At 61.0% G+C, this 16,273-nt stretch carries 16 protein-coding genes and 3 pseudogenes; 14 read left to right on the forward strand and 5 right to left on the reverse strand.

Annotated elements, in window-relative coordinates; all coding sequences use genetic code 11:
* The first annotated feature begins 55 nt into the window (after nucleotides 1-55).
* The 4 genes and pseudogenes from RlegSU303_RS32000 to RlegSU303_RS32015 all read left to right on the forward strand — a co-directional run bounded on the left by RlegSU303_RS32000 (nucleotide 56) and on the right by RlegSU303_RS32015 (nucleotide 5,164).
* Entirely contained in the window at nucleotides 56-595 is a 540-nt protein-coding gene (locus RlegSU303_RS32000; RefSeq protein WP_168291822.1) for a hypothetical protein, read from the forward strand.
* Nucleotides 596-598: 3 nt separating this feature from the next.
* Entirely contained in the window at nucleotides 599-1,261 is a 663-nt protein-coding gene (locus tag RlegSU303_RS32005; protein ID WP_231284142.1) for a lytic transglycosylase domain-containing protein, read from the forward strand.
* A 450-nt stretch (nucleotides 1,262-1,711) separates the two neighbouring features.
* Nucleotides 1,712-3,858 (forward strand): annotated as a pseudogene (locus RlegSU303_RS32010) (ParB/RepB/Spo0J family partition protein).
* A gap of 115 nt (nucleotides 3,859-3,973) precedes the next feature.
* A complete protein-coding gene (locus RlegSU303_RS32015) occupies nucleotides 3,974-5,164 on the forward strand; it encodes a DUF932 domain-containing protein (protein ID WP_231284143.1) in 1,191 nt (396 codons plus the stop codon).
* Nucleotides 5,165-5,535: 371 nt separating this feature from the next.
* Here RlegSU303_RS32015 and RlegSU303_RS32020 read toward each other — a convergent pair whose 3' ends face one another.
* Together RlegSU303_RS32020 and RlegSU303_RS32025 are read right to left on the reverse strand one after the other, a co-directional pair.
* Nucleotides 5,536-6,132: a mobile mystery protein B gene (locus RlegSU303_RS32020; RefSeq protein WP_017958404.1), complete on the reverse strand. Its 597-nt coding sequence runs from the start codon at nucleotides 6,130-6,132 to the stop codon at nucleotides 5,536-5,538.
* On the reverse strand, nucleotides 6,129-6,590 hold the full coding sequence (locus RlegSU303_RS32025; protein ID WP_017958405.1) for a mobile mystery protein A: 462 nt from the start codon (nucleotides 6,588-6,590) through the stop codon (nucleotides 6,129-6,131). Before RlegSU303_RS32025 ends, RlegSU303_RS32020 begins: the two co-directional genes overlap by 4 nt.
* Nucleotides 6,591-6,739: 149 nt before the next feature.
* Here RlegSU303_RS32025 and RlegSU303_RS32030 point away from each other — a divergent pair.
* Nucleotides 6,740-6,870 (forward strand): annotated as a pseudogene (locus RlegSU303_RS32030) (LysR family transcriptional regulator); the annotation flags it as partial.
* A 611-nt stretch (nucleotides 6,871-7,481) separates the two neighbouring features.
* Here RlegSU303_RS32030 and RlegSU303_RS32035 read toward each other — a convergent pair.
* Nucleotides 7,482-8,672: a DUF1173 domain-containing protein gene (locus RlegSU303_RS32035; protein ID WP_017958406.1), complete on the reverse strand. Its 1,191-nt coding sequence runs from the start codon at nucleotides 8,670-8,672 to the stop codon at nucleotides 7,482-7,484.
* 328 nt (nucleotides 8,673-9,000) lie between these two features.
* Here RlegSU303_RS32035 and RlegSU303_RS32040 point away from each other — a divergent pair, with 328 nt between their 5' ends.
* The 3 genes from RlegSU303_RS32040 to RlegSU303_RS32050 all read left to right on the forward strand — a co-directional run bounded on the left by RlegSU303_RS32040 (nucleotide 9,001) and on the right by RlegSU303_RS32050 (nucleotide 11,674).
* Nucleotides 9,001-10,038, forward strand: a complete 1,038-nt coding sequence (locus tag RlegSU303_RS32040) for a DUF7146 domain-containing protein (protein ID WP_231284144.1) — start codon at nucleotides 9,001-9,003, stop codon at nucleotides 10,036-10,038.
* Between the two features lie 329 nt (nucleotides 10,039-10,367).
* Nucleotides 10,368-11,309 carry a DUF2493 domain-containing protein gene (locus RlegSU303_RS32045; protein WP_017958408.1) on the forward strand — a complete coding sequence of 314 codons (942 nt, stop codon included), beginning with the start codon at nucleotides 10,368-10,370 and terminating at the stop codon, nucleotides 11,307-11,309.
* Between the two features lie 209 nt (nucleotides 11,310-11,518).
* Complete coding sequence (locus RlegSU303_RS32050; protein WP_017958409.1) at nucleotides 11,519-11,674, forward strand: type II toxin -antitoxin system TacA 1-like antitoxin; 156 nt, start codon at nucleotides 11,519-11,521, stop codon at nucleotides 11,672-11,674.
* Nucleotides 11,675-11,713: 39 nt separating this feature from the next.
* Here the strand turns inward: RlegSU303_RS32050 and RlegSU303_RS32055 are convergent, their stop codons facing one another.
* The gene (locus RlegSU303_RS32055; RefSeq protein ID WP_157626451.1) at nucleotides 11,714-12,148 is read right to left on the reverse strand and encodes a hypothetical protein; all 435 of its coding nucleotides are present in this window, start codon (nucleotides 12,146-12,148) and stop codon (nucleotides 11,714-11,716) included.
* A 202-nt stretch (nucleotides 12,149-12,350) separates the two neighbouring features.
* Between RlegSU303_RS32055 and RlegSU303_RS32060 the strand changes: the two genes are divergently transcribed.
* Entirely contained in the window at nucleotides 12,351-12,608 is a 258-nt protein-coding gene (locus tag RlegSU303_RS32060; protein WP_131720658.1) for an antitoxin of toxin-antitoxin stability system, read from the forward strand.
* Nucleotides 12,609-12,749: 141 nt separating this feature from the next.
* Here RlegSU303_RS32060 and RlegSU303_RS32065 read toward each other — a convergent pair whose 3' ends face one another.
* A complete protein-coding gene (locus RlegSU303_RS32065; protein ID WP_043294320.1) occupies nucleotides 12,750-13,019 on the reverse strand; it encodes a WGR domain-containing protein in 270 nt (89 codons plus the stop codon).
* A gap of 643 nt (nucleotides 13,020-13,662) precedes the next feature.
* Here RlegSU303_RS32065 and RlegSU303_RS32070 point away from each other — a divergent pair.
* From RlegSU303_RS32070 to RlegSU303_RS32090, 5 genes and pseudogenes are all read left to right on the forward strand, one after another.
* Nucleotides 13,663-13,986, forward strand: a complete 324-nt coding sequence (locus RlegSU303_RS32070; protein ID WP_017958412.1) for a DUF736 domain-containing protein — start codon at nucleotides 13,663-13,665, stop codon at nucleotides 13,984-13,986.
* A gap of 408 nt (nucleotides 13,987-14,394) precedes the next feature.
* Complete coding sequence (locus RlegSU303_RS32075; RefSeq protein ID WP_017958413.1) at nucleotides 14,395-14,562, forward strand: hypothetical protein; 168 nt, start codon at nucleotides 14,395-14,397, stop codon at nucleotides 14,560-14,562.
* A 326-nt stretch (nucleotides 14,563-14,888) separates the two neighbouring features.
* A complete protein-coding gene (locus RlegSU303_RS32080; protein ID WP_017958415.1) occupies nucleotides 14,889-15,371 on the forward strand; it encodes a hypothetical protein in 483 nt (160 codons plus the stop codon).
* A 126-nt stretch (nucleotides 15,372-15,497) separates the two neighbouring features.
* On the forward strand, nucleotides 15,498-15,767 hold the full coding sequence (locus RlegSU303_RS32085) for a type II toxin-antitoxin system prevent-host-death family antitoxin (protein ID WP_017958416.1): 270 nt from the start codon (nucleotides 15,498-15,500) through the stop codon (nucleotides 15,765-15,767).
* A pseudogene (locus RlegSU303_RS32090) lies at nucleotides 15,764-16,176 on the forward strand (hypothetical protein). The gene RlegSU303_RS32085 and the pseudogene RlegSU303_RS32090 overlap by 4 nt, the downstream one beginning before the upstream one ends.
* Nucleotides 16,177-16,273: the final 97 nt, after the last annotated feature.

Consider the following 16,273-nt stretch of genomic DNA (forward strand, 5'->3'; position numbering starts at 1 on the left):
CTCTACAGGCAAGCCACCTTGTCCGCAATGGGATGTCCTTTGAAGGGTCGTGCGCATGAAAAACCTTCTGCTCAACTCAGCCGTCGCGGCCTGCTGCATATTGCCACCCTACCTTACCTCGCCTGGCACGGCGCAAGCAACCGATTGGGGTTGCGAGGTTATCCTATGCCTTTCCAACCCCGGTGGCCCGACGCAATTTGCAGAATGCCGGCCGCCGATCCAGAAACTGTGGCGGGAGCTTGCCGAAGGGCATTCGTTTCCGACATGCAGCGGCGTCGGCTTCCGCAGTTCGCGACCGGGCTATGAGCCGCATTATTGCGAAACGGGTTACCGGCTGGAAAGCGACTATGGTCCGCGCGGGCGAGAAGCGACTTGCGTGTCGACGGCACTGCAGCCGGTGAGCAACGCATTCTGCCCCAGTGTTGGCGATGGGTACAATTTCAACAAGGGTCTGGTCCTCTCACCACGCTGGCAGCGAGAGGATGGGCGCCGCCAGTGCATGGGCTATTCGACGGCTCGCCCGAACGTGCGCCCGCAGCCCCACTACGTCGACGTCACCATCGACGGCGCGGCAACGCAGCGGGTCTGGTACTGAACGATGGCCGTCACTTTCATGGATCTCGCCCAGACCTGCGCACCCATGGCGGAGGTCAGGACGCTCGCCGCCGTCATCAGTCTCGAGAGCCGTTTCAAGCCCTTCGCCATTCGTATCAACAGTGGCCCGCCGCTTGGGCGTCAACCCGCGTCGAAAGCGGAAGCCATTGAGCTCGCGACCTCGCTTGCCGCTGATCATCAGGACATCCAGATCGGTCTTGGTGGTATCGGCATGGAAGAGTTGCGCAAATTCAGGCTTTCGATCTCGGATGCGTTCGATCCCTGCCTGAACCTCAAGGCCACGGCCACTCTGCTCAACAGCTATTATCGCCTCGCATTGCATGCCGGCGCCGATGCGACGCAGGCCGAGAAGGTCATGCTCCAATCCTATTATGGGCGGAACGATCCGTCGGTTGGCAAGATGGTCAAATATGACGAGCAGGTTCGCCATGAAATGGTCCGCTTGCCTTCCGACCCGGCGTCGCTCGCTATCGCCTGGCCGCGCGAAGAAGCCCCTCGCGCGGAACCGGAACTCCGGAGAAGCGCGTCCTCAGCCGCACAATTGTCTCGCCAATCCGCCGAAGCCGCATCGTGGGACGTCTTCAACGCCCGGCGGCAGAGCCAGCTTCTCGTGTTTCAGAATGAACGATCGGAGCAAAGCCAATGATCTCAACAGCAACCCTTCGCCCTGTCGCGGCGCCCGCGTTGATGGCAGTCGCCACGTCGTGAGGCTCATCGACGCGCTGAAAATACGAGACCTGTGTGCATCGCCAGTTCCAACGGTCGTCAGCGATGAAAGCGTTACGCCGAGCAGTCGGACGTGCCGCTTGAACGGGTAGACAGGGCCTGCGGTTCGATTCGCTTCAAGGCAAACCATCGCAATCGCCACTCGATGGAGTTGCGAGAGTAGCCTCTATCTCCCTCCCAATCGATTGGCGGCAGAAGCCCGAAAGCATGTGGAACAAGGGGAAGGTCGCGGCGAACCAACATCCCGCCAGGTGCAGGGCGCAAAACTTGAGGGAGCGGGCTGGGAGAGAGGGAGAGGCGGGAAGGGCTTTCCGTGACGGGTTAGGAGGTTTGGAGAGAGGCTCCAGCCGGCCCGGCACGGAGAAATGAAATGGCCAAAGCCGTTCAGAAGATCACCCTGAACCGTTCGGAGGATATCCCATTCGACAAGCTCGAACTCTCGCAGCAAAACGTCCTCAACGTCAAGGCGGGTGTTTCGATCGAGGATCTTGCCGACGATATCGCCGGTCGCAAGCTTCTGCAGAGCCTCAGCGTTCGCCCGATCCTCGGCGAAAACGGGGAGGAAACCGGCAGGTTTCATATTCCCGCCGGCGGCAGGCGATACCGCGCGCTCGAACTGCTGGTTTTGCAAAAGCGCATGGCGAAGACGGAACCTGTTCCCTGCATCGTCAAGCGTGGCGACGAGACCTCGGCCGAAGACGATTCTCTCGCTGAGAACGTCCAGCGTGTCGACCTTCACCCGCTCGACCAATACCGTGCCTTCCAGACGCTTCGCGAGCAGGGCCTGGGCGAGGAGGAAATCGCCGCTCGCTTCTTCGTCTCGGTCGCGACCGTCCGACAGCGGCTGAGGCTCGCTTCCGTGTCGCCGCGGCTGCTCGACCTCTACGCCAATGATGAGATGAAGCTCGAACAGATCATGGCTTTCTCGATCACCAACGATCATATTCGGCAGGACCAGGTCTGGGATACGCTCTCGCGTCAGCACGCCCAAGACCCGTATTATATTCGCAGGCTGCTGACGGAGACGGCGATCCGCGCAGGCGATCGCCGTGCCAACTATGCCGGCGTCAAGGCCTATGAAGCGGCCGGCGGCGTAGTGATGCGCGACCTCTTCGATGAGGACAATGGCGGCTGGCTGCAGGATCCGGCGCTGCTTGAGCAGCTCGGGGTCGAGAAGCTGAGGGCAGATGCCGAAGCGTTGAAAACGGAAGAAGGCTGGAAGTGGGTCGAAGCCGCTTTCGACTTCCCCTACGGCCACACGTCCGGTCTTCGTCGTTTCTATGGCGAGCAGCAGGAGTTCAGCGAGGAGGAGCTTACCCGTCGTGATACGCTGAAGGTCGAGTACGACAAGCTCGACGCGGACTATGCCGAAGCCGAAAGCTATTCTGAGGAGATCGAGCGCCGGCTTGAAGAACTGGGAAATGAGCTCGACCAACTTAATGACCGGCCTTATGTCTTCGACCCGGACGAGGTTGCTCGCGGCGGCGCCTTCATCTCTCTTGCCGCCAACGGCGAGCTGAAGATCGAACGTGGCTTTATCCGGCCCGATGACGAGCCGCAGGTGAAAACAGAGGGTGACGATCCGGGGGATGCCGATGGCGATATCGGCGAGGCTGACGATGTTTCGTCTTCTGCCGACGGCATCTCGGTGAACGGCAAGCCCGTCTCCGATGACCAGCTGGCGGAGGAGGACGACACCGTTCGGCCGCTCTCCGATCGTCTTGTCATGGATCTCACGGCGACCCGCACTGTGGCGCTGCGCAACGCGCTCGCCAATGATCCAGTCATCGCCTTCGTCGCGGTGCTGCACGCCTTCGTCCTGAAGATCTTTTATCTCTACGGCTCGGAATCATGTCTGGAGCTGACCCTGCAGAGTGCGAAGTTCAGCCAGAGGCAGGGCCTTGGCGACACGCTCTGGGCCGAGGAGATCGATCAGCGGCAGGAGGCATGGGGTCAGGATCTGCCGAAGAAGCCCGAGGAGCTCTGGGCTACCTGATCGCGCTCGACAGCGTCAGCCGGCAGGCGCTCTTCGCCCATTGCGCATCGCTCTCCGTCAACCTCGTGATCGAGCCGTGGAACAAGCGCACACGCGCCATCGCTCATGCCGATCAGGTTGCTCGCTCGATCGGCTTCGACATGGTCACGGCCGGATGGGTGCCGACGGTCGACAATTATCTCGGCCGCGTCACCAAGGCGCATATCCTGCAAGCCGTGGGTGAAGCCAAGGGTGAGCAGTCGGCTCAGCTGATCGATCACCTGAAGAAGCAGGACATGGTCCGTGAGGCCGAGCGTCTGCTCGATGGCAGCGGCTGGCTCCCCGAGCCATTGCGGACCGTCGACAAGGAAACTGCTTCAGATGATGTCTCTCCTGCGGCTGATGAAGCAGGAGACGATCCCGCTTCGGAGGTCAACGTTGGCGACCTTCCAGCCTTTCCGGCCGACGCCGCCGATCTCTCCGATCAGCATCGGGACGCGCATGAAGACGATGGTTCCAGCCATCTCGACGCTGCCGAATAATCTCCGCAGCTGATCATCGTAGCCCGGCGCCATCGCCGGGCTCTTACCAATCCCACTTCAATCTCAACACCGCCCGGCCATCGCGCCGGGCTCTTTCGTTTCAGGAGACATCATCATGAACACCACGCTTTCCAATTCCAGCCCGGTTTCGTCCGGCTTCAAGGTCGATATTTCGCGCGGGCAACGCATTGGTCGCGTCTCGTCCGAATGGTTCTCTCGTCCCGACGACGAGCGATATCTGTCGCTTTCCGAACTCCACCACTCGGTGAAGAGACGAGCCGACCAGGCTCGAGCGCGAACCATGGAAAGCTCGGCAATTCGGGTCGAGGCGACACGCGACAACGCCGAACGCCTCGAGCTGATCGTTCCCGGCGACCGGCAGCCGATCGCCCCGACGCACTGGAGCTACGGCCAGCTCTGCAGCTTGGTCGGAGCTCCGGCGACCTACATGCGTCAGGTTCCTGCGCCGCTTGCCGTCATCAATCTGCAGCATGGTCTTCTCAGTCACCGTGCGGAGTTGGTGAAAACTCTGGAAACGGATGACGGCCGCGTCGAGCTTCGGGCCGTGACCGGGCCGGAATACGGCCGTATCTGGGACCACGAACTGGTGGCCGCGGTGATGAAGATCGCCGGCGATGGAACCGGCGATACGATGTGGAAGGTCCCGGGTCTCCTCGATTGGGCGAGCATGACCCACAATCCGTTTGTCGACATCACCAAAGACACGACGACGCTCTATGCCTCCGATCGCGATGTATTCGTGTTCCTTGTCGACGATACCCACCCGATCGAGGCAGGACGTCTGCCCAACGGTGAGCCTGATCTGTTCTTTCGCGGCTTCTACGCGTGGAATTCCGAGGTCGGGTCGAAGACCCTCGGTATCGCTTCGTTCTATCTCCGTGCCGTCTGTGCAAACCGCAATATCTGGGGCTCTGAAAACTTCGAGGAGATCAGTATCCGGCATTCGAAGTTCGCGGCCGAACGTTTCGCGCACGAAGCGGCGCCAGCGCTGACGAGCTTCGCCAACTCCTCGCCTGCGGCCTTCGTTGCGGGTATCCGGGTAGCCCGCGAACGGATCGTTGCCCGCAACGACGAGGATCGCCAGACCTTCTTGCGCCGGCGCGGCTTCTCGAAAAACGAAACCGGCAAGATCATCGAGACTGTTCTCTCCGAAGAGGGCCGCCCGCCGGAATCGATCTTCGATTTCGTCCAGGGGATCACCGCGCTGGCACGCGACAAGACACATCAGGACGCTCGCCTCGAACTGGAAGGCAAGGCCAAGAAACTTCTCGAACAGGTCTCATGAGGGCTGCGCCAAATTACGGCCCTCCCTGTGCATCACCAAATGGACCCACCGCCCGGCCTCGTGCCGGGCTTCTTTTTCCAGAAGGCAATTCCAACGACTGATCTCGATACTCCTCGACTTCCATCAGAGTGGCTTGAATACGGAACGCACGGGCGGGGGGCAGTCGGTTCCGCCTCCCTGCCGGCCGCTATGCTGAGGCTCCTGCTGCAGCCCTTGATTCCGCCCTTAGCGTGTCGAGAATTCCCGGGCCGCCGTTCCGATGGGCCGACGGAGAGTATATAAGTTAACGTTCCGCCGCACGAATGGAAATCACGGGGCTGCGGTTCGTATATATCTTCAAGGGCGAACGATGCGTACTGAGACCGCGCCTCTCAGGTGCGCGCGAATTCTAGCAGCGGCGCGATATCATGGTTGTCGGCTGCGCGAAGGGCTATGACGTAGCGGGTGCGCAGTTCACCGACATCGGCCAGAGTTCCGCCGCCCCAACCGAAACGCTCCCCGCCAAGACGTTCGATCAGAAGATCGGCTGCCAGGCGAGCGTGTCGGCCATTTCCGTTCGGAAACGGGTGGATCGCGACCAGGCGGTGGTGAAACCTAATTGCAATTTCATCCGGCGGAAATGTCCCATGCTCCACCCAATATCGGACGTCGCTTAACAGGCTCGCGAGCTCCGCGCCGATGCGGTAGGCTTGGACACCGATGTTGCGCTCCGTTGTTCGGAAGGTGCCAGCCCATTCCCAGACTTCGCCAAACATCCGCTTGTGTAGTGTCCGCATAAAGTCCTCGCTGAGCATTCGTTCAAGCGATACGCGCCGGCGACCGCGCGCCCAGGCCGCAGCCTCAACGATGTTTTCCTGCTCTGCCTCATTGAGATCACGGCGATGCGTGATCCATGTCTGAAGCAGTCCGTCTCGTTCATTCGGTTCAAGGGGCGTTGCGTCCTCAGGCTCCTGAAACAGGTCCGTCATGTCTCGTTCCAGAGGTCGCGCTCGGAAAGCCTGTCGCGAATGTATGCCTGGACGCGGGATTCGAAGTCCGCTTCGTCTGTGCCCTGAGCTTCGAGCCGCATTGTATGCGCGACGCGCTGAAGCTCTCGCGTTGCGATTTTCCTTGCGCGCGCGTCGATGACAGCCCCGAGTGAACTGTTGGGAACAAGTGCGTAGACGAGTGTGCAATCCATCGCCTCAGCTGCACGACGTAAGGTGTTAAGTTGGATCGTGCCTGCGGCTTCCGATTTCTCTATCGCTTCCACGGTTTGGGGCCGCACGCCAATGCGCGTGCCGAGCTGCGCGCCCGTCATCCCGAGCGCGTCGCGCAACGCACGCACCCATCCTTTCGGCGGCGCCTTGAACCGGTCAATCGGTTGGAGTGCCCGAAGTCTTTCATCGAGCCGCAGACGCCCCCTCTTTCGACTGTCGTTCTTCATTCATTTCTCTCAGGCTGCAGACTGATCTAGAATAACCTCTATCAGTATACAGGCTGATTATCAACATGCATGCTCAAACTGTAATATGATCTTGTCATCTCTGATGTCAGCCTATAGCCTGAGATACATCCATAGGAAATCAGGCTGTAGCATGCGAACTGAGGGCAATCAGCGGCATCGACTTCAGGATCGGGCTCGGCGTTGCCTGGGACAAGGAAGATCCGACTCGCGCGACGACATCGTCGATGTCGCCCGGTCACTGGCACGGCCGGGCAGGTGAGGTGAGGTGAGGTGAGGGCACCGGGTGGTGTCCAAAGCGGAACAGCTTGCCGGGGGCAGTCGGTCCCGGTTTCCGCCTGTTCAGGCGGCGCTTTGCTAAACCTCCTGCGGCTGCCCTCTTAACCGGTCAAGCTGTGCGCGAACGGGCGCCGGCGCGGGAGCGCCTTCGCCTGGTATGCTCATTGTTTGGACGAGTACCGTTGTCGTGGCAGGCGTTGCGTCGCAGCACGATTGGTCTACATCGGCGCGCGCAGTCGGGGGCCGTGTTCCGTGGTCCCGGACAGCAATGGACGCACAATCCATCGCCGTGACATGACCCTGCCGTTCCTGGGCGACCAGCGATCATGGCCTTTGGCAGATCAAGCCCGACCACCTCGTGAGACCCGACCTGCCTTCAAAGATCGTCGTCTGCGTGGGCCACCTCGGCGCTGCTGACGGCACCATGCTCATGGCCGGCACACACGGCGGCCTACCACAACGGCAGCGACTGACACCTGAATCTTTAACCGTGGCTTCGACAGCGGTTTCCGAGCGAACGGCTGTCATCGTCGTCATAACCTGCAGGGTTTTATCAATGCCTGTGTGATCGGCCGCGGGGTGCAACGGAGTTTGTCAGGGCAGGGCAGGCATATAGCCCGCGGAGACACGCCAAATCCACGGCGTCATCTCCGGGCGGCCTTTGATCATCTCCGCCAGCGCAGCCTCGTACTCGCCATCAGCGCTTGTCGGCACGATAAACATGGCGACCGGCGCAGGTCGTTGTTCAGGCAGTGTCACGGATACGATCGGCTGCTCTCGCGACAGATTGAAACGCAGGCCTTTGACGCTCTTGCGTCTCAAACCTGACAGCCTCTCCAGGAGACGTTGCTCATGAACGGTTTCGAACGGAACCCAGTTCTCGTTTACCACCATCATCGCGATTTCCTCGATCGCGGCGATACCCGCGCCGGAAATTCCAAATGTCGCGATCAAGATCAAATGGAGTTCATCGCTCGACCGCCACAGTTCGAGTTCCGTCTCATATCTGGCGCTCAGTCGCTTCCACGCCCCTTGCTCGATTACAAAGGGGAAGGGCAGGTGGCGGATGATAATTTTCTGCCCCTCTCGCGCGGGAGCGAACTCCTTGACCTCAGCCACAGCGATCATCAGCCGCCGCGGTCCTGCAGCGGTTGCCTGGGCGCCGGCGAGTGCTGCAGCCCGCCGGGCTGCAATTCCCTCCCGGTCCTCCTGATGAAACACTTCGGGTACGAACAAGATGTCGCTGAGTAGGTTGCCGCGGACCGTCATCTGCTTGGCGGCATTGATCAGGCCGCTGCGAACCCGGCCCCATCCGCGCTTTCCCGCCCATAACGACGTCCATTCCGTCAGTTCCCCGACATCCCACAGATAATGAAGCATCGCCTTCAGCGACAGCTTCCTCGGTTCGTTGCGGACGCTCTCGGAGGATTCCGTTGACGATGCCGCCACCGTTCGATTGCCCCGTTTCGATAGCGAAAAATCGAGTTTCAAGACTGCCGAGCCCGTGGTTGCATCGATCTGAATGGCGTTTCCAATGAGCGGGCCGAGGCCCGACAACTCGTAGGGCGGCTCGTAGGACGGGCAAGCCGCGTCATGATCGCGCCCGGAAAGCGGCATTCGCTTGACTAGAAATTGACCGTCGACCCGGGCGATGTACATCGGAACCGGCGGTTCCTTGCACCTGCAAAGTGGCCTGAGCTTCTGTTCATAAGCACGTTCGAGCTGCGACTGAACCTCTGGAGCGGTTTCGTCCAACGTCTCTTTGCCGATCAAAAACTGTCGCATATCGTCCTTCGCCTCAGTGATCGAAGGGCCAAGCCGGATAGAACGTAGCACAGATTTCCTTGATAATACTAGCGCAAATTAATCAGTATAATAGGCTGACCGCGGCGCTTCGCAATTGCAGAAGGCGAATTGCCCTTCCGAATTCCGTTTCTGAAAATTGGAACTATTCGACATGATAATTGGAGGTCAGGAACCTATCGGTTGGAGGAGGAATCGGCGGTAGGCTTGGCGGAAGAGCGAGAGAGCGGCCGGGAAGGCTTGGCCTGGCAGCGCTTGGAGAGCGCCTGGGCAGGTCGGTTCGTTCTCACTCTTGCTAGGATTTTCTGTGATGTTATCCGCCTCCGAGCTGGCGGACCGTCTCGCGCGCGACGCCGAGGCGGTCTGCCGCCACTACCTCTCCGCCGGCCGTCGGGCCGGCAATTACTGGATTGTTGGCGATGTCGCCAACAGCAAAGGCCGATCGCTTTACGTCTACCTCTTCGGCCCTCGTGCTGGCAGATGGACGGACGCGGCGACCGGACAATATGGCGATCTGCTCGATCTCGTTCGGGAAACCTGCGGTCTTGTCGACTTTCGCGACGTTGTCGATGAAGCACGGCATTTCCTGAGCCTTCCCCAATCCGGACCGGCGCCGTCCTACATGGGCGGCGCCCTCGACTATCCGCCGGTCGACAAACCGGCGGCGGAACGCGCAAGACGCGTGTTCGCCATGACGCAGCCGCTCGTTGGTACGCTGGCTGACGGTTATCTCCGCGGACGGGGCATCCTTCGGGGATCGACGCATACGGCGCTCGGCTTCCATCCATCCTGCTACTATCGGGATCTGGTGACCGCCCGGGCGACCAGCTATCCAGCCCTGATTGCGGCTGTCACTGACGCGGCAGGGCAGATCACCGGCGTGCATCGCACTTGGCTGGATCCTGGCGGCGAGGGAAAGGCCAAGGTCGAGGACCCCCGACGCGCGCTTGGCGGTCTTCTCGGCAACGCCGTGCGCCTTCGTTTTCCGATCAACGGACCCGTGTCGATCATGGCGGCAGGCGAAGGTCTCGAAACCATGCTTTCGCTATCTCATGTGATGCCCGGCTTGCCTATGGCGGCCGCGCTCACTGCCAACCACCTCGCGGCTTTCTCTCCCCCGGCCGGGTGTCTTCGCCTTTATATCGCCGGCGACGCCGATGCTGCCGGCCGGCACGGGATCGAGGGGTTGAGCCGCCGCGCGCAAGCACTTGGGATCTTGCCGCTCGTGCTCGCCCCCGAGCTCGGCGACTTCAACGAGGATCTGCGCTGGCTCGGCCCGGAGCGGCTGATTGGAAACCTGCGGGCTCAGTTCGTTCCGGAAGATGCGATGGCTTTTCTGCCGGCATGAAATGGACCGAAACGGCCGGCAATCGTGGCGGTCGTCGCAGCTGGGAAGGTCGTTACGTGGGCACCTCCTTCAGGTGGGCGCGCCCGCGGGCCTGCCCGAGAGGCGACCTCTACCACGCGGCGGCCCGGCCTTCAGCGGGTCAGTCAGGTTTCTTCCCCTGGCGGCCCGCAAAGCGGTCCGTCATTCCTCGCGAGACAAGAAACCTTCGTGTCCCCGCCCGGCGCTCGCGCTGGGCCGCGGTGCTTCGCACAGCGGTTCCGGCCCGTCTCCGCGTGACCAGGTTCGCCGTCAGACCGCGAGAGGCGCGGCCGCAACCGACGGAGACTATCATGAACCTGACACTTCCCATCGACGACGCCTTCGAGCCCCACCATGCCTCCTCCCCGACCGACCGCTTCATTTACGAAATGCAGATCTACGGCCACCGGCCCTTCCAGGACGAACCCGATCCACGGCCGCTCCCGGAAGAGCCGGTTGTTCAGTCGGCGTTGACCGCAATCTTCGACGCCCTGTTCGAGATGCTTGGCCACACGCGGCTGGAGCCTGATCTCGAAGACCTGCTCTGGTCGATGGTCAACCTCTTCCACCGGGCCGGCGAGCGCATCCAGCGCGAGCTGCAACGCAACGAGGACGCACAACGCATCGGACAGCGGGAGCAGGACGGCTCGGAGGTCAAGAGCGTCGAGCTCGAGCGCCTGCTCGCCGAGGGCATCACGTTTCTCGAACGCCGCAATGCCTTCGAGTTCATGCGCGATTTTGCCGCCGACCTGTTCGAAGCCCAGACCGGCTCCTCTTGGCGGCCGCGCACCGGGTCAAAGGTCAACCACGCCAATATGACGGCGGCGATGATCGACTCCAGAGACTTCCTTTCCGCCCGCCGCCACGCCGAGACCGAAGTGCTGATCCCGGCCGGGACCAAGATCGCCTTCTCGGGCGGCATGGATTACAACGATCACGAACGCATCTGGGCGAAGCTCGATCAGGCCCATGCAAAACATCCGGATATGGTCCTGCTCCACGGCGGCTCGCCGAAGGGCGCCGAGCGCATCGCCGCCTGCTGGGCCGAAGCCCGCAAGGTGACGCAGATCACCTTCAAGCCGAACTGGACGAAGCACGCTAAGGCCGCTCCCTTTCGCCGCAACGACGAAATGCTCTCGGTCATGCCGACCGGTGTCGTCATCTTTCCCGGCTCCGGCATCACCGGCAATCTCGCCGACAAGGCTCGACGGCTCGGAATCCCGGTCTGGCAGGCTGCGGAGGATGGTGAGTGAGCGCCATTTTCTCGGTGCCTGACGGCGTTGCAGGTAATGCTTTCTGCATTACATTCTGGGTCATCTAGCAAGGAAACCAACATGGCCGCTACCAGTGCTCGAAAGGAAACGCCCGTCTCCATGCGCTTCCGCGATGATGATCTCGCAACCATCGATCGGGAGCGGCCCTGACTGGGCTATCCCGAACCGAGTTCATCCGCCGGGCTGCGGTGCAGGAGGCGCAGACGGCAATCTTCAACGAGAGTGTCATTCGCATTTCCACTGATGCCTTCGAAGCTTTTGTTGCGGCGATTGAAGCGCCGTCAGTCGCGGCGCCAGCCAAGGTGGCCGAGCGCCTGCAACGTCAAGCACCCTGGGAACATTGAAGCTTTGGGCCTGTCGCAGATCGAGCCGCTTGCGGAGCGTCATCGCCTGGAGTCGTTTAGCTGTGGCAAGCGCCCTCTACGCCTGGCTTGCGACCTTTGCCCGATCGAACCACCAGCATAGTTTTGCGGGTTGTTGGTCATCATGACGACGACGTGGCCGTCGGCTATTGTGGACTTGCTCCGACCGTCATCACGCCAAATGGCGTGACCCGGAAGATCCGAACGGGTCGCCCAGCCGATCCGATCCCGTGTCTGCTCATCGGTCAGCTTGCCGTTGATCACAGCCAGGTCGGTCGCGGTATCGGCATGGCGCTTGTCAAGGATGCCTTTCGTCGATGCATCGCCGGCGCCGATCTGGTCGGCGGGCGAGCGATCGTCGCTCGCGCCGTCGACGAAGAGTCGGAGCGCTTCTGGCAGAGCTGGTGCTTCATCCCTCGACAACCAGTCCATCCTTCTGCGGCCGATTACCGACATCAGAGCATGGCCTCCTCCTAGACAGATATTCGACCGACCGCGAGTCTGAGTGTTGCCATGCGATAGACGTTCGTGGAGCGATCATGTCGGATCGCTGGCAACATCGCAGCCTCCGGTCGGCCAATTCATCCTATCCGGAGAACAGAAAGCTGGCATTTCGATGAACGTGTGTACACAATTCCGCCGAACATGGAGCCATTCAATGTCTGAACCTCGATCATCTCCCCGCCGTGGGGGCGTGCGGGAGTTTCGCGGCAATCCGACATCCGTCCTAAAGCAGGTTCAGGATGGACAGAGGTTCGTTCTGACGTCTCATCACAAAGTCATTGCCGAAATCGGCCCGCCGTCAGTTGACGTGACCGTGCACAAGCCCGGCGCTTTGCGCAGCAAGATCAAAGTTTCCGACGATTTCGATAACCTGCCGGCAGTCGTCCTGAAAGCGCTGGAAGACGGAATGTGAAGCTTCAATTTCGCCGGCCCACCTGGCCAATAGATTTGTGGTATCCGCCTCAAGCGTGCGCATGGTGTGGGCGCATCCGGCGTATTCGCCGACCGGGCTGCGACCCCTTGCGCGCCGATCGCCGCGCTGTTTTCGCGCGCATCAGGCCATCACCGGCGGCATTGCAGCCTTGGTCGGCCTGTAGCCCTTCCGGCGCTTCCGACGTGCAAGATCAAGAAAATGCGCGACGGCTTCCTGCTCGGTCCCGAACACGTCGGTCCTCTCGCCGCCACGTCTGCCGATCCGTCCCCAACTGCGCAAGACCGCGGTTTCGCCGAATAAGGTCGACTCGATTGCAAGCGTGTAATAGCGCGCCATGTTGCGGCTGGCATCGACGCGCTGGCAATGGAGGTGGAACGACATTCGGGTCATGCCGAGAATCATTCCCGTGGAGACAGACCCTGTCCAACGAGAGTTTTGAATCCTTTGCAGTCGATGGATTCCGTTTGGTGATGTGTTGGCACGTCATGGGCTTGCGAAGAACGCTCGACGAAGCCGGCCTCGGCCGCTCGAGGCTGCCCGTGTACCAACGGCTGGATGTCCGGCGGGATACTGTCGGATCCGCCAACCGGGCGCTGGGGCGAGTCCGCGAAGGATCACATGTTGGATCCCCGAGCGAGCAGTTCCACCCGACATTGCCACACTGTTGCGGTTGCCGATGCGATCACCGCGTCGGTCCCGCCGAGCGACAAAGTATGATGGGGCACCATTGAGCGCCTCTTCTTTGCAATGGCCAGGAGCGGCGAGGTCTTAGCGACCGGATGGTGGCGAGGCATTCCAACAGCCCGTAGCCAGCTCCCACGCAGCGCCGGACCGGGCGGCCCTAGTTGGTTTGTCCCGACCTTCGGTCGCACGAGACCATTTCCGTTCTCCATGTCGCCTTTCTAAGGGACCGGCCGCCATCAGCGTCAACCCGCAAGGGGTTCCCTGCGCTGCGCTCCGGTGACGCCTGCGGCTCGGCCCCTTCTTCGGGCGCCATCGGGAATGGTCCCGAGCAACTGAAGGAGACAATACCATGGCCACCACGATCGCAACCCTGACGCAGAAGACCGACGGCAGCCTCGAGGGCATCTTCGCCACCATCCGGGTCAACGCCCCGATCGCCATCGTCCCGAACGCCAACAAGGCGAGCGATGAAGCCCCCGACTACCGCATCATCCACCGCAAGACCGGCTTCGAGATCGGCGCGGGCTGGAACCGCATCGCCCGCCTGACTGGCGAGGAATACCTCTCCGTGAAGCTGGAGGCTCCGGAGATCGGCGTGATCTTCGGCAACCTCGCTCCCGCTCCCGGCGGCGAGCCGAATCGTAAGGTCATCCTCTGGAACAACCCGGCCTGAGCTGCACAGCAGCCGGTCCCGGCAAGGGGGCCGGCTCTCACCGGCTAGGGTTCGTTCTGTGCGCACCGCTGCCATGTCACGGTGATGTGGCTGCTGGAGATGGTTCAGAGGTACCTTTCCAGCAAGGTTTGATGTCATCAAGCCGGCAACGGGCATCGAGCCCCTTGCCGGCTTTTCCGGTGCCATACGGAGAGGGAGGGTCTGCTCAGTCCGTCCGAGGGTGCCATGGCGGCATGAAGGCCTCAAGGACGAGCGGCGCCCCCAATTTTGTCTGCGCTCCGGGTCCCCTTCACTTCGACAAAATCGGCTCCCCCACTCGCCGGCTCCGCCGGTTACTTCGCAATCCTTGACCCCTGCATCCCGCCATGGCCGCGGCCGTCGTCTTTCACAAACGTCAAGGAGACGACAATGACCACTTGCATCGACGAAATCATCGCGCTGCTGCAGGCCGAGCTGCGGAACGCCGATCCAGAAGAGCGTCGCCAGATCGAGAACGAACTCGAACTGGCTCTGGCCGAACGCGAGGTGATCTGGGCCGAGCAGGAAGGCCGCATCGAGGCTGAGCCTCCGTTCTGACGGAGGGGCTTATCCCGTGTTCGTGAGCCTGGCCGGCCGGATCGACCGGCCGCCAGGCTATCAAGGGTTTCACCCCTCGACACTCCCCGCCGGCCGACGCCGGAAACGGTCGCGTCCCCTTTGGGGCCGCGGGTCTCTTCTCTCTCTGACGTCCTATTTTACTCCAGCAAATCCGGCGTCAAGGACGGCGCGGTCTCCCCCAATTTTTCCGGCGCTGCGCTCTGGAAAAATCGGTTCCCCCGCTTGCGAGCCGCGTTCCGCGGTCCTTGACCCCTCTTTGCAACAGAGTGGCCGATCTCCGTCATCAACATGAAGGAGATCACATTATGACATCCGACCAGAACCTCATGCTTTACGCCAAGCTTGCCGGTTTCCGGCTCGTCGTCCTCGCAAATCGCTTCGGATGCGACACCGATTTCTCGCGAGAACTTCACGATCGGCTGATTGAAGGGCTCGAGGCGGCAGTCGCTCGCATCCGCGTCATCATGGAATTGGAACGAACCCTTCTCGTCGGAGATGACGAATTCATTGCCTATCAGCTGCAGGGCGAGACCGAGATATTCGGGCGCTTCACCATCAATCTACTGGACGACCTCGAAATCGATTTCGACACCCACGAATACCGCATCAAGGGCAGCGATTGGATCAACGCTTTGACGGCGGATGACGGTGGGGTCGAGGTCAACTTTCCGACATTGGTCCGGTTGACCGACGATGAACTCGGCACACTGGCGCCGATCGTAAAGCAAATCACGCAGAAAACTGGAATTCCGGTTCATGCGGTGCGCGCCGTTCAATCCAAGCGGTAAAAGCGCTCGGATGCAGAGGCGGCTGATGCCGCCGCCTCCTACTGGCGATGCTTACATTGTGAGCAAAGTTGCATCATTGTTGTAAGTATTGTTATCACAACAAATACAGCAAAAAAGGAAATCCATATGTCAAAATCAAGCGGTTCCTATTCAACCAGCGATCTATCGCGTAAATCTGGCGACATCATAGCCGAGGCTCTCCGCCATCCAGTGACCATCACCCAGCGGAATAAACCCCGGCTGGTTCTCCTGAATATCGAAGATTACCAGCGGCTGATGAAGCAATCGAACCAGCGCACCGTCGGGATCATCGAAACGATGCCCGATGAACTGTTTGCCGAGTTCGAAAACGCCGTCGAGGCCTACGCCAGCGAGGACGAGGCAGGACGCTCATGAACTACGAGCTGATCCAGACCAAGCGTCAGACGCTATCCTTACCTATGGGGCGCGAGAGGCTGGGCGTGGGGAGACGGAAGGACGTAAGGAGCGGCCGGTCGTCGTCGGTGTGAGAATGCCGCGGCGGGACGGTGATCTGGTTCTCTTCTTTCCCGTCACCACCAAACAACCGGAGGCGTCGCGGTTTGCTGTGGAAGTGCCAGCGATCGAAAAGCGCCGCGCCGGTCTCGATGCCGATCGCAGGCTTTGGATCATCTTCGATGAGTTCAATACCGACATCGTTGGAAACTCATTCTATCTTGAGCCCGAGCCCCCAACCGGCCGCTTCAGCAAGGCCTTCTTCCTGCCGCTGCTGCGCGAATTCATCAGTCGCCGCAAGTCGGCCACGGAGGTCAGCCGATTCCGCTGACCTTTGGCTCGTGATAGCCTCGTTACCGCTTGGCCTGCTGCAGCTATCGCAAATAGTCTCCGCCGCTCCGCGCGTCGAATTCGATCTTCTCCTACCC

The organism is Rhizobium sp. SU303 (assembly GCF_021052345.1).
GTDB classification, from domain to species: Bacteria; Pseudomonadota; Alphaproteobacteria; order Rhizobiales; family Rhizobiaceae; genus Rhizobium; species Rhizobium laguerreae.

Bases quoted from the DNA above. Each gene is read 5' to 3' on its own strand.
- RlegSU303_RS32000 (WP_168291822.1), top strand. From the start codon at position 56: ATGAAAAACCTTCTGCTCAACTCAGCCGTCGCGGCCTGCTGCATATTG.
- RlegSU303_RS32005 (WP_231284142.1), top strand. From the start codon at position 599: ATGGCCGTCACTTTCATGGATCTCGCCCAGACCTGCGCACCCATGGCG.
- RlegSU303_RS32015 (WP_231284143.1), top strand. From the start codon at position 3,974: ATGAACACCACGCTTTCCAATTCCAGCCCGGTTTCGTCCGGCTTCAAG.
- RlegSU303_RS32020 (WP_017958404.1), bottom strand. From the start codon at position 6,132: ATGACGGACCTGTTTCAGGAGCCTGAGGACGCAACGCCCCTTGAACCG.
- RlegSU303_RS32025 (WP_017958405.1), bottom strand. From the start codon at position 6,590: ATGAAGAACGACAGTCGAAAGAGGGGGCGTCTGCGGCTCGATGAAAGA.
- RlegSU303_RS32035 (WP_017958406.1), bottom strand. From the start codon at position 8,672: ATGCGACAGTTTTTGATCGGCAAAGAGACGTTGGACGAAACCGCTCCA.
- RlegSU303_RS32040 (WP_231284144.1), top strand. From the start codon at position 9,001: ATGTTATCCGCCTCCGAGCTGGCGGACCGTCTCGCGCGCGACGCCGAG.
- RlegSU303_RS32045 (WP_017958408.1), top strand. From the start codon at position 10,368: ATGAACCTGACACTTCCCATCGACGACGCCTTCGAGCCCCACCATGCC.
- RlegSU303_RS32055 (WP_157626451.1), bottom strand. From the start codon at position 12,148: ATGTCGGTAATCGGCCGCAGAAGGATGGACTGGTTGTCGAGGGATGAA.
- RlegSU303_RS32060 (WP_131720658.1), top strand. From the start codon at position 12,351: ATGTCTGAACCTCGATCATCTCCCCGCCGTGGGGGCGTGCGGGAGTTT.
- RlegSU303_RS32065 (WP_043294320.1), bottom strand. From the start codon at position 13,019: ATGACCCGAATGTCGTTCCACCTCCATTGCCAGCGCGTCGATGCCAGC.
- RlegSU303_RS32070 (WP_017958412.1), top strand. From the start codon at position 13,663: ATGGCCACCACGATCGCAACCCTGACGCAGAAGACCGACGGCAGCCTC.
- RlegSU303_RS32075 (WP_017958413.1), top strand. From the start codon at position 14,395: ATGACCACTTGCATCGACGAAATCATCGCGCTGCTGCAGGCCGAGCTG.
- RlegSU303_RS32080 (WP_017958415.1), top strand. From the start codon at position 14,889: ATGACATCCGACCAGAACCTCATGCTTTACGCCAAGCTTGCCGGTTTC.
- RlegSU303_RS32085 (WP_017958416.1), top strand. From the start codon at position 15,498: ATGTCAAAATCAAGCGGTTCCTATTCAACCAGCGATCTATCGCGTAAA.